The following is a 13087-nucleotide window of genomic DNA, read 5'->3' as shown; positions in this document are numbered from 1 at the left end:
CCATTATGGCTTGTCACAAAAGGGGAGCCGCATGTTATCGATCCGCAATCTATGTCTGGGCCTGTCAGGCCTTATGGTCTTTGCAAGCGCCTCGCCCCTTCTGGCTCAGGATCAAATTGACGAAAACGCTCCGGCGGCCTCCAGCCTTTCGGGTGCCGCAGCGACCGGCGAAGCCCTCTGGCCCGTACCGCAACAGGCCCATTGGGGTCAGGTACTGACTCGTGATGGTAAAAACATCTGGAAAGATGCCGTTTACACCGACCGCAAAGGCCGCTGGCAGCTGGTCTATCCGGTTACCATGACCGATTTTTTTGGCGACTCACTCTCACGCGATCGCCTGTACCGCTATCCGGGCCAGCCCCAGATTACCTGTAGCGCTATGGTCAACCGCGGCGTTTTCAATGATCTGGGCGACACCGCCCCTACCACCGCCCCAAAGGCACTGATCGAGCGTAAGGACGCGCTGATTGAACGCGTCCGCAATCCAGCCTATCCGGTCATTAAACCCCAGATCATCTCCTTGCCCAATCCACCGGGTGTCACGGGCACACCGGTTCAGGCCATTCAGTTCGATCAGCGCGGCAAGCTTTTGGAACTTATCGGTGTCGATCGCGAAATCGTCATGCGCACAATACTGGTCAGTGATGGCGATGATCTTTTGCAGGTTTTCTGTTCGGCACAGCCCGGACAAAAAGGATGGGTTGAAAAACAAACGCCGGTGGCCCTGCGCCTGACCGGCCTTGCGCGCGAAGCGGATTAAGGCCGTGCGCCGCCTGATGATCACCTGTCTGGGTCTGGGCCTTCTGGGCTTTGCTCCGGCGAGCGCCCAAAATACCGCCCCCGCCGACAGTATGGAAACACTGGCCATACGGACACTGAATATTTGTCTGGCCACCGAGGCGGGCGGCAACCTTAACGCCCTTGCCACGGCACAGGGCTATGAACGGGATAATAATGCCTATGTGCGCCGCTTTGGAGACCGCTGGGCATTTTTCTTTGCCTATCCGGTCACGGCAGATAACGGCTCACAAAAAGGCTTTGCCTGCCGCCTGACCATTATGTCACCCCGACCGAATCCCGGCGATCCGGTTGTATATCGTCAGGCCGGACGTGTCATGGCCGACGGAGATCGGGTAATGGAACGTCTGTCCAACGGCCCGCTGAAATTCGGCAATCCGTTCAGCGTCTACTATATTGAACAAAATCATCCGGCCCGTACCGGACATAAGCGCAGCATGCTTCAGCGCGTCTCAGGCCAAACCGGCGAAATCATCTATCTTGAAGAAAGCCATTTCACCTTTGAGATGCTTTATGCCAAAGGCCCTCGCCTTGAGGTCGCTCAACCCGATATGATTGATGCCGTCACCGACCCGACGGTGAACGCCTGGCTACAGGAAGAAATAACCTGGCTGGCGCGTAATACATTCTGTGCGGCCAAACGAGGCGGATGCCCGCCGGCTGTTCCGCAAAAGCGCGCGCGAGCGCGCTCCTCCGGCACCAATGGCGGCGTCTATCTGAACGGCAGCGGCAATGGTGCGCAGCCCCTCTCGTCGCTTGAGCAGGACTATTATGTCGGTAAGGGCTACGTTATTATGCCGCATAACGCACCCTCAGGCTTTTGAGTTTTCCTCAATCAACGCGTTTGACGCCGCCTCAAGCCGTTCTTTCATCTGCGTCATGAACTCACCGCGCTTAAGCCCTGCGGGCAAAGGCGGCAAAAATTCGAACACCACCGTGCCGGGTTTGCGATCAATGCCGTGCGCCGGCCACAGCTGACCGGAATTGGTCGCCAGCAGGTGACACGGTACCTCAAGGTCACGATAAAGGGCGGCAACGCCCGGCTTATAGGCCGCATCTTCCCCGACTTTCGAACGTGTCCCTTCGGGAAAAATCAGTATCTGACGCCCATCGGCCAGCCGATCTCGGGCATCCGTCACCATAGCTTTCAGCGCCTTGGCGGCATCCTTGCGCTGAATGGGGATCATGCGCGTGCGCCAGATATACCAGCCGAAAAACGGCAAAAAGGTCAGCTCTTTTTTCAGCACATAACAGGTATAATCCAATACCGTAAAAGGCGCGATCGTATCCAGCATACTTAAGTGCTTACCGGCAACCAGCGCTCCGCCTTTCGGGATGTGCTCAAGGCCCCTGAATTCGACCTTAAGGCCGCAAATGACCTTAGCCCCCCACAGCACAAGGCTGGCCCAGATACGGATGACCGTCATGCCCGCCTTTCGCGACACCAGCATAAACGGCGTCCCCAACAGGCCAACCACCGCCACCAGACCATAGAGCCAGATGACAAAAACCACAGATCTGAAACGAATCACAATACGCCCTTTACTCGTCCGGAGGCGGCCTGACCTGACTCGGTCTCAGTATCAGTCTCAGGCACGGCACCAGCCTCTGAATTATCCTTGCTGAAATGACGGGTAATCCCGTTCAGCATGTCGCGACCAAGGATCGCCAGATATTTTGAATATTCGATAATCAATGTGCGTGAGGCGGTTGTCGATTTCCACCAGGCCCGCGCATCCAGACTGGGGCTGGCGACCGGATAGGCATGGAACCGCCCCTCAGGGAGCGCGGCCTTGATCTCCAGCAGACTGCGCGGCATGTGATAATCCGAAGTGACGACAATCAGCTCCTCAAACCCTTTGGCCCGCGCCCAGGCAGCAATTTCCTGCGCATTGCCAATAGTATTTTCCGCCTCAAACCCGAGATCAACACAGCATTCATATAGCTGTCGTGAGCCTTCGGTCACCGGCAGAAGCTCAGGCCGTCGCACTTCGCGATTGACCCCCGAAATCAGCAGTCGCGTACCCTTGCGCCGCTCCAGAAGCCGCATACCTTCCTTGATGCGCATGTCAGAGGCACCAGTCAGGACAACAATCGCCTGCGCCGGTTCTGCGGGCTCTGTGGCCGGTGTCGAGTCAATGACCCGCTCGGCAAAGGCCAGCAGCCCCGCCGCCCACAACAGGACAACCAGCAGCAAAGCGATCACAACACGCATGTCAGACGCCTTCTCCCAACAAACCCGCCCCCAAGATTTTGAGCGTCACCGTCCGCGCCGTAAAGGCGGCAATCACCACCGCCAGCACCGGACACGGTATCAATATTAGCAGGTCGTACCATGAAAAGGGAAGGGCCAGCAAAAAGCTTTGTGACAGGGCTGTGGTTTTCAGGATGATCATGATCACCGCCGCCGCTCCTGAGCCAATCAGGCCCGCCACACCGGCCATCTGGGCAAAGCGAAACTGAAACCGGCGGGCGATGAACCAGTCGGACGCCCCGCACAGGCTTAAGACTTCAATGATATTCGCCCGCGCCGTCAAACCAGCTCGCGTCGCAAAACCAACGATAGCCGCTGCCGCCGTGGCAATCAGAAGAAAAATACTTATAGAAATTAGTCGGATAATCAGAGCGGCCTGTTCAATATCTTTAAGCCAGATACTGTGATCATCAATCGACGCATCCATATCCCGTGCACTCAGTGCCGCCATCAGAGCCGCCGGTTTAGCCGGTTTGTCCGGATCAAGCCGGACGGTCACCAGATTGGGGATCGGCAGATCGGTCAGTATGGCGTCCCCTAACCAGGGCCGGATCAGCTCCTTGGCCTTTTCCGGTTCAACCGCCGCCACCTCCTCGACACCCTTAACGCCTGCCAGAATTTCCGCCGCACGGGCGGCCGCCATTGAACCGCTTTCAAGGCCGGTCGGGCGCACCTGCACCGTTACCTCTGCCCTGATCTCTCTGGCCCAGCCACTGGCAGCACGGTCTGAGGCCACGGCCACAAGCGCTGCCAGAGAGGCCAGAAAACACAGAACCGCAATCACATAATGCAGCGAAATTTCCCGCGCATCCTGCTTTGGCAACAAGTCGTTGCGCATATTAAAGGCCCGGATCATGGATGACCTCCCTCAGGCTGATGCCCACGCAGGCGTTCCTCAAGATCAGCCGTCAGGTCGCGCCGATGTATGCGCCCGTCCTTCAACTCAAGCACAGGCATACCCGAAGCCCGTATCAGGCCCTCATCATGGGTGGCAATCAGCACCGTCGCCCCCAGACGATTAAGCTCGATAAACAGGCGCATGATGCGCAAACCCATGGCGTAATCGATATTGCCCGTCGGCTCGTCGGCCAGAATAAGGGTCGGGCGATTGACCACCGCCCGCGCAATAGCCAGCCTTTGTTTCTCACCCCCCGAAAGCGTTTCCGGCATGGCCTGAAGACGGGATTTCAAGCCCACCCACGTCAGAAGTTCAGACACATCTGATTCAAACCGCTTCGGGTCTTCGCCCCGCACGAATAACGGCAAGGCGGCATTATCAAACACCGTCAGATGATCAAGCAGGCGGAAATCCTGAAACACAATGCCGATCCGGCGACGAAGCTGCGCCACCTGCGCACGGTCGGCATAGTTGATGCGTTCACCAAACAAGGAAATCTCGCCCACCGACGGGCGCTGCGCCAGAAAGATCATGCGCAGAAGCGATGTCTTGCCTGCCCCTGACGGGCCGGTCAGAAAATGAAACGAACCGGCAGGCAGATCAAAATTCAGATCGCGTAAAATAAAGTTCTCCGGATCATGGCCGGTCGCATGGAGATGCGGGCTATGCGCGTCATAGCCCAGCCCTACGCCACGAAAGGTCACGACCTGACGGTCATCAGGTGTAAAAATATCGTCTTCAGGGGATTGTGGCGGCAAGGCGCTTGATCACTTGTTAAGAGTTTCAGGACAAAAAGGATTAACCACTGTTTGGTTAATATGGGTTTTATGAAGCGATTCGCCAAATCATGATCCTGACCTGTCCGAGTTGTACCCTGAGCTACGCCATTGATGATGCCCGTCTGGGGCCGCAAGGGCGTACTGTGCGTTGCGCGTCATGCAAAACCACCTGGCATGCCGAGGCGGTACAGGAACCTATGGACCTGCCGATGCCCGAACCGGTCGAAGCGCCGGTTGAGGCGCTTGAGGAGGTCAAGGCCAAGCGTCTGCCCGGCATGTACCGTCAGATGCTGGAAGGCCAGAAACGCCATAAGGCCCTGATGCGTCAGGCCATGATCTGGGGCGCTCTGGCGGCAACCTTTGTTGCCATGATCGGTACGGCCTATTTTTTGCGCATCGACATAGTGCGCGCCTTCCCGCGTCTGGCGGGCGCCTACGCCAGCGCTGGCGTACCGGTAAATCCAACCGGCCTTGAATTTGTCTCATATAAAGCCGAACCGACCTTGCGCGGTGGCCGCTTCGTCGTCAGCGTCAATGCCGTGGTCAAAAACCTGCGCGATGAAGACACCCCCGTGCCGCCCGTTCGCGCCAGAGTGCTGAATGCCGATGGCAAGATCATCAGCGAAAGCCTGATCCCGCCACACGGCCTTAAGGTCGAGGCCGGTGCCGAGCGTACCCTGACCTTCGATGTCGCCGACGCCGGAAACATGGCCTCAAGCCTTGATCTCAGTTTTGACCTTCAGGCGCTAAAACAACTGGCGCAGTATCGCCCGTCACAACTTTCGGCCCAGCCTGCGCCGGTCGTCAGACAGACGCCCGTCACAGAAACACACGCCGCCCCTCTAGTTGAAGAAGCCCCCGCCCACGAACCGGCGCATCAGCCAGAACCCGTGGCCAGCCATTCTAATCTGGCCCTGCGTCCGGCCCTGACGAGCGCCGATCTGCATAATTAATCATCATGCCTGATATTCTGCTCAGTGAGACCGAGATTGCCGCCCGCATAGAAGTCCTTGCGGCACAGATGGCACCACGCCTGTCGGGCGATGCGATCGCCGTATGCCTTCTGACCGGCGGCATCTGGTTTTCCGCCGACCTGACCCGCGCACTGGCCCGTCTGGGGCTGGGGCTGGCGTTTGATTCCCTGTGGCTGTCCTCCTATGGCGACGGACATGAAAGCGGCGAAATGATCCTGCGTGCTGATCTGCAACGCCCGGTCTCCGGTCGTCAGGTACTGATCATGGATGATGTGCTTGATACCGGCGCATCCCTGAAATTTGCCCGCGACCACCTGCTGCGCGCCGGTGCCACTGAGGTTCTGACGGCGGTTATGGCCGCCAAACCCGTCGCACGTGCCATTGAGGCCGATTTTGTCGCCTGGGAAGCGCCTAAACGCTATCTGGTCGGCTATGGCCTTGATGACGGCGGTAAATGGCGCGGCCTGCCCTATATCGGGGCGCTGGACTAATGGCAGCAAAAAGGGGCCGCAAACGGCCCCTTTCATAACGCAATCTTGGCAAAACCTACTTCGGGGCCAGAATCATAATCATCTGGCGGCCTTCCATGCGCGGCTCATATTCAACGCGCGTGGTTTCCTCGAAATCGGCCTTCACCTGATTGAGCAGTTTCATGCCCAGTTCAGGGTGCGCCATTTCACGGCCACGGAAACGCAAGGTAACCTTAACCTTGTCGCCTTCGTCAAAGAAGCGATGCATAGCCTTGGCCTTGACCTCGTAATCATGCTTGTCGATATTCGGACGCAGCTTGATTTCCTTGATTTCGACGACCTTCTGCTTCTTACGCGCCTCGGCCTTTTTCTTCTGCTCCTGGAAACGGTACTTGCCGTAATCAAGGATTTTGCAGACAGGCGGGTCAGCGGTGGGAGAGACCTCTACCAGATCAAGACCGGCTTCCTCAGCGGCCTCAAGGGCCGCAGAAGTCGGCATGATGCCTTGTTTTTCGCCATTGTGATCGATCAGAAGAACGCGGGGAACCTTGATGTCCTGATTGATACGGGGGCCGTCTTTGGTCGGCGGAGTTTGGATAGGGCGACGAATAGGTCAGTCTCCATAGCAGTTATAGGAAAGGGCTAATTTTAAAGCCACGTTCACATAGCGCGAAACGCAGCCAAAGCATAGGCCCCAATTATGCCCAATGGCGTTAATTCCCGCAATCCCCCCGAATTACCGTAAAATCAGAATACCGTAAATCAGAATACCGGAATTATGCCGCCGGTGTCATCAGTGTGCGATAGACCTCAAGGGTGCGGGCGCACATGACCTCAAGGCTGAAACGCGCTTCGGTGCGCTGACGGCCCAGCGCACCCATTTCGGCTCTTAGGGTTTCGGGCGTCGCCAGCGCGCGCTCAAGCGCCCCGGCCCATGCCGCAACCTCCGCAGGCGTCACCAGCCAGCCGGTCACACCGTCCTCCACCGTCTCTGTCGTGGCCCCGTGCGCCGCCGCCAAAACGGGCCTCCCCATGGCCTGAGGCTCAACCGCCGTGCGGCCAAAGGCTTCCGGCTCAAGCGAAGGGGCCAGCGCAAAATCACTCAAACCATAGGCGGCAGGCATGTCCGCACAATGCCCCGTCAGATAGACCCGATCTGAAAACCCGTTTTGGGCAATCAAATTTTCCAGTTCGGCGCGATAATCACGCCGCCCCTGATCGTCACCGGCCAGTACCAGCCGCCACGGCAGGTCTTTCAGCCGCGCAAAGGCCTCAAGGATCAGCACCTGCCCCTTCCAGCGCGTCAGCCGTCCGGCCAGCACAAACAGCGGACGTTCATCCGCCGGATCTAGGCCCCACGCCGCCGCCAGCGCCGTCTTGCGCTCATCGGACACCTGCGCTGGATCAAAGCGTTTCAGGTCAACCCCACGCGGTATCGACACCACACGCGCCGCCTCAACCGGATAGGTCTCAAGGATATGTGTCCGCGTATAGTCAGAATTGGCAATCGTGATATCTGCCCGCGTCATCAGACCATTATACCAGTGCTTGAGCTTGCCCTTAGCCTTATAGATACCGTGATAGGTGGTCACCGACCTTATGGCCGACGCCCGTGCCGCGCCAATCGCCGCCAAGGCTGGCGCGCGCGACCGCACATGGACAATATCGACCTTTTCCTGACGGATCAGGGCCTGAAGCGCATAGTAGTTCTTGAACTGCACATAGGGGTTTTTGGAATGTACCGGCATCCGGTGAAACACTGCACCCGTCTCTGCCAAGGCCGCCTCCAGACGCCCGCCCTGTGAGGCAACAATAGCCCGCCCGCCCGCCTCGGTAATGGCCTTGGCCATATCGAGCACAGTCTGCTCCACGCCGCCCGTATCAAGGTTCGGCACGACCTGTAAAACCGTATAGGGAAAGGCAGATGACATGAAGGACTTGTCCGGCAGAAGACACAGGGCTATTCAGGGCTTATGACCATGCCCGCCCCCGCAAATCAAGACCAAACGCAATTCCTGAACGACCGCGTTGCCTATCGCCGCATTGAGGGCCATGGCCCGACCGTCCTGTGGCTCGGTGGTTTTAAATCGGACATGACCGGCTCAAAGGCGCAGGTTCTGGCCGACACCGCGCGCTCTGAGGGCTGGAGCTATCTGCGTTTTGACTATTCGGCACACGGCGAAAGCAAGGGCCGCTGGGAAGATGCCCGCATCGGCACATGGCGTCAGGACGTGCTTGAGGTCGTGGATCGGTTGACCGACGGCCCGTTGATCCTTGTCGGCTCAAGCATGGGCGGCTGGATGGCCAGCTTGCTGATCAAAGACCGGCCCGAGCGGGTAAAGGCGGCCGTCTTCATTGCCCCTGCGCCCGATTTCGCCACCGAACTGATGCTGCCGAACCTGTCGCCCGAAGACCGCCACGCGCTTAATACCGCAGGGGCCTTTAACCTCACCGGCTATGAAGACGATGTGCTGATGTCACAGGCCTTTTTCGATGAGGCTGCCGATCATCGCGTGTTGACCACCCCTATCCGGTTTGACGGGCCGGTACGCATTCTGCACGGCATGAAGGACGATGTGGTGCCGTGGACGCATGGCGTGCGCCTGATGGAAAACCTCACCTCGGATGACGTGCGGATGACGCTGATAAAAGACGGCGATCACCGCCTGTCGCGACCTCAGGATCTCAACCTGCTGGTCACCACCGTCAGGGGCGTGCTTTAACGCTTCACGTCAAACCCGTCTTCGCTGAGAAACGCCTCAAGCTCGGCGGGCGTCGCCAGCGCGAAATCCCCCGGCATGGCGTGCTTCAGACAGCCACCCGCAATCCCCAGATCGAGCGCTTCCTGATCGGTTTTACCCGACAGAATACCGTGCAGCACCCCGGCGGCAAAGGCGTCACCACCACCGATCCGGTCAATGATACGCGCGATATCATAGGTCTTTGTCTCAAGCGACGCCTCACGCGTGAACATCAGCCCCGCCAGACGGTTGTGATCGACATTGACCTGCTCACGGCGCGTTGAGATCAGACGCTTGAGATCAGGGAAGGCGGCAAAGGCATGATCGGCTGCGGCGCGGTTACGCTCATGGCTTCCGGCCTCACCGGTAAAGACAACACCAAACACCAGTTCAATGTCACGATAGCCACCAAAGATCAGATCGGACTGCGCCATCAGTTGCTTAATCAGCGTCGGCGCATCCCCGCCCCAGGCTTCCCACAGCTTCGGACGATAATTACAGTCAAACGACACCTTAACGCCCAGTGTCCGCGCCATCTTCATAGCCTTAAGCGCGCCTTCAAACGCATTCTGCCCCAGCGCCGCCGTGATGCCTGACACATGCAGCCAGCCTGAGCCCTCCAGCAACTGCGCCCAGTCAAAAGCGGCAAAATCCGCCTCAGCAAAGGCCGAACCGGCACGATCATAAAGAATATCCGACGGACGATGAATGCCGCCGGTCGTCAGGAAGTACAGGCCCATGCGGCCTTCCGGTAAAACCTTCACGCGACTTGTGTCCACGCCCCAATAGCGCAGGTTGCCCAAAGCCGCCTGCCCCAGATCATTGTCAGGCACCACGCTGATCATGCGCACATCGTGGCCCAGTCGCGTCAGACCGACGCCGACATTGGCCTCCGCCCCGCCGACATAGGGCGTCAATTCAGGCAGGCTATAGAGCGGATCACGTCCCGCCGTCGTCAGACGGATCAGGAGTTCGCCAAAGCAGGTAAAGGCGTCAGACATATCAGCGGCATTCCGTATTTATGAGATGATCTGGATTTAGAACCTTTGGTCCGTCCGGTCGAGACATATTCCATAAAAAAAGCGCCGGATTGCTCCGGCGCCAGAGGTATAGTTTGGAAAAAGAAAAGGAAAACGCTTACTAGAGGCCCGCCTCCGAAAAGACGGGCCATCTCTGAGGCCCTAGTATTTGTAACGCAGACCAAAGATGAACTGACGACCTGACTGGCTGTATTCCAGCAAGGCGTTCTGTTCCGTGTTACCTGTCGCCGTTTGTGCGTAGGACACATAACGATCGTCGGCTTCATCGGTCAGGTTGATGCCCTCAAACGTAAGGGTTACGCGGTTTGAAATCTTGTAGCTTGCCGCCGCATCAAAGTTGAGGGTCTCATTCTTGCCGTAGAAGTCAGCCCCTGAACCCGGCAGCAGACTGACCAGATACTTGTCACGATAGGCCGCCGATACACGCCCTGAGAACTTGGAATCTTCATAGTACAGTGTAGCGTTCCAGGATTTCGGCGACAGGCCGAGAAGGTTCTCTGTCCGCGTAGTCGCGATCGTCGGGGAGGTATAGTATTCAATCTTGGACTCGACCTGAGTATAGTTGAAGATACCACCTGTATTACGCAAAATGCCCGGCAAGAACGTAAATGGTTGCTGAATATTGACTTCAAAGCCTTTCAGAGTACCACCCGGTGTCGAGATGGGGTTCTGGATATCATAAAGATCGCTAGGGCTCTGGCCTGTACCCGCCAGTTCGCTTGGATCAAGACCTATGCTGCTGAACGGTGCGGAATAACGACGAACCTGAATGTAGGAATCGATGTCCTTCTGGAAGAAGCCGATAGAATACAGAGCTTCTGAGCTCGCATAATATTCGAAGTTCAGATCGTAGTTGGTTGACCGGATCGGATCAAGCGCAGGGTTGCCGCCGGTATAGACACGTGTATTGGTATTAAGCGTCCCACCCGGCGTCAGGTTGCCCAGCAAAGGACGGGCCATGGTTTTTGCCGCCGCAAAACGAACAAAGAAGTTGTCCAGCGGTTCAATGGCTACGTTCAAAGACGGTAAGGTATCGTCATATTCACGTTGCGCCGTGATAAAATTGGTCGCCGATGTCCATCCACGCGTAGTCTGTTCGGTTTTGACCTGACGCACACCGATGTCACCCCGAACCGGAATGCTGCCCAGCACGGTGCGGAAGTCAAGCTGCACATAATAACCCGTATCTTTTTCCTTGGCATCGCGATTCAGACCACGAGCGCCGCCCACGGACGCCCCACCTGTAGCATAAGCACCCTGGCCGCCCTCGTAATTGATGGCGTCCTGTATAGCATCCAGATCAGGCACAAACCATGTGTTGCCAAAACCCGAAACAGTATGGGTGTAGCGTGCGATATCTGCATTGAGAATGGCAACATCGGCCGCTGGAATAGCTTCGGAACTACGGCGCTGTTGCGACGTATCATAATCAAATTTCTTCTGCGATGCCCCGAACTTGAGGGTCAGGCTGTCATTCAGATCATACGTGAAATCAAGTGCAAGGTTATCAAAGCGGTTATTCGTTTTATTTGGGCGAATACGGATAATCGATGCATCACCCAGAGCCGCTGACCCTGAAAAGGTCCAATAGGCCAGATTATCAACCCCTACACCATTATTCGTGGCGTAATTAAACACTGGCTTTTCACGGTTTGTGAAATCATAGCTGTAGCCATCAATATCATAGGCATCGAGCGTAATAGTGGTTTGGCGTGGATTATTCTGTACCGATTTAGATGAACCGACGCGCAATGAGGCCGATAACTTGTCTGTGAAACGGTGATCAATCGTCAGGCTCAACTGGCCAAAGGTCGAAGACTGATCATCGAAGCGGGTCTCGGAGCGTACATCCACATCATTGAAGCTGGCCTTAGTGATTACACCCGTATCAGAAATGGTGTAATCATAAATATCGGTGATCGGATTACCTGCACCACCACGGCTAAACGACAGCGCCTGAAGATAATGCTCCGTACGGTCAGCACGGAACTTTGAATAAAGCCCTTCAAGGGTAACAAGCGTCGCCTCAGAAGGACGGAACTGAATTGCCGAAGTTACACCCAGACGTGACTGGTCATAGCTCATACGGCCATAACGTGGAATACGCGGGTGCAGGGCCTGAGAAATGCGAAGCGCTTCGCCGGTAAGGGTGCCACTGGTCGGTATGGCTGTAAATGTTGCGCCGCCATCCGTCGAATAGTTCTGGAAGCGCAGGCCATTAGACTGGTTATAGGCATTTTCCCAGCGCACCGTCGAAGGGCCTTCTTCGAAGATATTACGCTCGGAATAGGCTACCGACAGCAAAGCCCCGATCTTGCCATCCGCCCAGCGGTTCGAGATGAGGAAGGTGGTGCGGGGTGAAGTATCCTTGGAGCGGTCATTATAGGCGGCCTGAACACCGGCAGCCATGACGAAGCCCTTATAGTCAAAAGGACGCGATGTCTGAAGATCAACCGTTGCCCCCAGCGATCCCTCGTCGACAATCGCCGACTGCGACTTACGTACAGTCAACGAGCGGAACAATTCTGAGGCGAAAACGTTAAAGTCGAAGCCGCGATCCAGGTTGGCACCGGTTGTATCCTTACCACCGGTCGTCGCCAAAGCTTCCAGACCGTTGATACGCACACGTGTAAACTGCGGTCCCAGACCACGCACGGTGATCGAGCGACCTTCACCGCCATCGCGGTCAATAGCGATACCGGGAATACGCTGCAAGGATTCAGCCAGATTGTTGTCCGGAAAATCCGCAATATCTTCGGCAGTAATAACGTCAACAATAGCGTTTTCACGTTTTTTGGCTGCAATTGATGACTGCAATGAGCCACGGAAACCGGTTACCACGACGGTTTCGATATCTTCTTCGACCGGTTGCGCCTGCGCAAAGGCCTGACCGGCGGCGCAGACGGACATCATGGCCGCCAGTGAGGCACCATAACGAATAAAGGCAGACACACGTCTGGTGTGAATTGGTTTAGTCATAGATAACTCCCCGTATATGCCTGCCCGCTTCGCCTTATTGTGGCAAATGTCGTACAGACATTGTGATGCCCGTTGATGGGCTTTCCTAATGATCCATTATTGACACCGGTGTCACCGCTGAGCATAGGTAACCGGTGTCAATTGAGGCTAGCTA

13 protein-coding genes are annotated in these 13087 nt (G+C 56.7%); 5 read left to right on the top strand and 8 right to left on the bottom strand.

Translation table 11 applies throughout. The features are described from left to right. Positions 1–31 precede the first annotated feature (31 nt). Positions 32–760, top strand: coding sequence for a hypothetical protein (locus tag E5201_RS02845; protein ID WP_140984480.1), 729 nt, complete (start codon positions 32–34; stop codon positions 758–760). After that, the gene (locus E5201_RS02840) at positions 741–1622 is read left to right on the top strand and encodes a hypothetical protein (protein WP_140984479.1); all 882 of its coding nucleotides are present in this window, start codon (positions 741–743) and stop codon (positions 1620–1622) included. Before E5201_RS02845 ends, E5201_RS02840 begins: the two co-directional genes overlap by 20 nt. Here E5201_RS02840 and E5201_RS02835 read toward each other — a convergent pair. The 4 genes from E5201_RS02835 to E5201_RS02820 are packed head-to-tail and all read right to left on the bottom strand — an operon-like array spanning position 1611 to position 4708. Continuing rightward, positions 1611–2330, bottom strand: a complete 720-nt coding sequence (locus E5201_RS02835; RefSeq protein WP_140984478.1) for a lysophospholipid acyltransferase family protein — start codon at positions 2328–2330, stop codon at positions 1611–1613. The two genes, E5201_RS02840 and E5201_RS02835, sit on opposite strands and share 12 nt — an antisense overlap. Further along, positions 2327–3013, bottom strand: a complete 687-nt coding sequence (locus tag E5201_RS02830) for a YdcF family protein (protein ID WP_140984477.1) — start codon at positions 3011–3013, stop codon at positions 2327–2329. Before E5201_RS02830 ends, E5201_RS02835 begins: the two co-directional genes overlap by 4 nt. A 1-nt stretch (position 3014) precedes the next feature. Continuing rightward, entirely contained in the window at positions 3015–3908 is an 894-nt protein-coding gene (locus E5201_RS02825; RefSeq protein WP_140984476.1) for a cell division protein FtsX, read from the bottom strand. Beyond that, on the bottom strand, positions 3905–4708 hold the full coding sequence (locus E5201_RS02820) for a cell division ATP-binding protein FtsE (RefSeq protein WP_140984475.1): 804 nt from the start codon (positions 4706–4708) through the stop codon (positions 3905–3907). The genes E5201_RS02825 and E5201_RS02820 overlap by 4 nt, the downstream gene beginning before the upstream one ends. Positions 4709–4797: 89 nt before the next feature. Here E5201_RS02820 and E5201_RS02815 point away from each other — a divergent pair, with 89 nt between their 5' ends. Both E5201_RS02815 and E5201_RS02810 read left to right on the top strand, forming a co-directional pair. After that, positions 4798–5682: an MJ0042-type zinc finger domain-containing protein gene (locus E5201_RS02815; RefSeq protein WP_140984474.1), complete on the top strand. Its 885-nt coding sequence runs from the start codon at positions 4798–4800 to the stop codon at positions 5680–5682. 5 nt (positions 5683–5687) lie between these two features. Further along, positions 5688–6194 (top strand): phosphoribosyltransferase, encoded by a 507-nt coding sequence (locus E5201_RS02810; protein WP_140984473.1) that lies wholly within the window; start codon positions 5688–5690, stop codon positions 6192–6194. Between the two features lie 55 nt (positions 6195–6249). On the opposite strand, the gene infC is transcribed toward E5201_RS02810, so the two are convergent. Then, a complete protein-coding gene (gene infC, locus E5201_RS02805; protein WP_140984472.1) occupies positions 6250–6771 on the bottom strand; it encodes a translation initiation factor IF-3 in 522 nt (173 codons plus the stop codon). Between the two features lie 178 nt (positions 6772–6949). Further along, positions 6950–8104, bottom strand: coding sequence for a glycosyltransferase family 4 protein (locus tag E5201_RS02800; RefSeq protein ID WP_140984471.1), 1155 nt, complete (start codon positions 8102–8104; stop codon positions 6950–6952). Between the two features lie 48 nt (positions 8105–8152). Between E5201_RS02800 and E5201_RS02795 the strand changes: the two genes are divergently transcribed. After that, positions 8153–8896 carry an alpha/beta hydrolase gene (locus E5201_RS02795; protein WP_246050360.1) on the top strand — a complete coding sequence of 248 codons (744 nt, stop codon included), beginning with the start codon at positions 8153–8155 and terminating at the stop codon, positions 8894–8896. On the opposite strand, the gene E5201_RS02790 is transcribed toward E5201_RS02795, so the two are convergent. Together E5201_RS02790 and E5201_RS02785 are read right to left on the bottom strand one after the other, a co-directional pair. Further along, on the bottom strand, positions 8893–9915 hold the full coding sequence (locus tag E5201_RS02790; protein ID WP_140984469.1) for a sugar kinase: 1023 nt from the start codon (positions 9913–9915) through the stop codon (positions 8893–8895). The genes E5201_RS02795 and E5201_RS02790 overlap by 4 nt on opposite strands. A 180-nt stretch (positions 9916–10095) precedes the next feature. Next, positions 10096–12933: a TonB-dependent receptor gene (locus E5201_RS02785; RefSeq protein ID WP_140984468.1), complete on the bottom strand. Its 2838-nt coding sequence runs from the start codon at positions 12931–12933 to the stop codon at positions 10096–10098. Positions 12934–13087: the final 154 nt, after the last annotated feature.

Origin of the sequence: Asticcacaulis tiandongensis (assembly GCF_006475605.1) — a bacterium.
GTDB classification, from domain to species: Bacteria; Pseudomonadota; Alphaproteobacteria; order Caulobacterales; family Caulobacteraceae; genus Asticcacaulis; species Asticcacaulis tiandongensis.
The sequence above is the reverse complement of the archived record's forward strand: the minus strand, read 5'-3'. Positions and strand labels throughout refer to the sequence as shown.

Excerpts from the sequence above, each read along its gene's own strand:
- E5201_RS02845 (WP_140984480.1), top strand. The coding sequence starts at position 32 with ATGTTATCGATCCGCAATCTATGTCTGGGCCTGTCAGGCCTTATGGTC.
- E5201_RS02830 (WP_140984477.1), bottom strand. The coding sequence starts at position 3,013 with ATGCGTGTTGTGATCGCTTTGCTGCTGGTTGTCCTGTTGTGGGCGGCG.
- E5201_RS02825 (WP_140984476.1), bottom strand. The coding sequence starts at position 3,908 with ATGATCCGGGCCTTTAATATGCGCAACGACTTGTTGCCAAAGCAGGAT.
- E5201_RS02815 (WP_140984474.1), top strand. The coding sequence starts at position 4,798 with ATGATCCTGACCTGTCCGAGTTGTACCCTGAGCTACGCCATTGATGAT.
- E5201_RS02810 (WP_140984473.1), top strand. The coding sequence starts at position 5,688 with ATGCCTGATATTCTGCTCAGTGAGACCGAGATTGCCGCCCGCATAGAA.
- E5201_RS02800 (WP_140984471.1), bottom strand. The coding sequence starts at position 8,104 with ATGTCATCTGCCTTTCCCTATACGGTTTTACAGGTCGTGCCGAACCTT.
- E5201_RS02795 (WP_246050360.1), top strand. The coding sequence starts at position 8,153 with ATGCCCGCCCCCGCAAATCAAGACCAAACGCAATTCCTGAACGACCGC.
- E5201_RS02790 (WP_140984469.1), bottom strand. The coding sequence starts at position 9,915 with ATGTCTGACGCCTTTACCTGCTTTGGCGAACTCCTGATCCGTCTGACG.
- E5201_RS02785 (WP_140984468.1), bottom strand. The coding sequence starts at position 12,933 with ATGACTAAACCAATTCACACCAGACGTGTGTCTGCCTTTATTCGTTAT.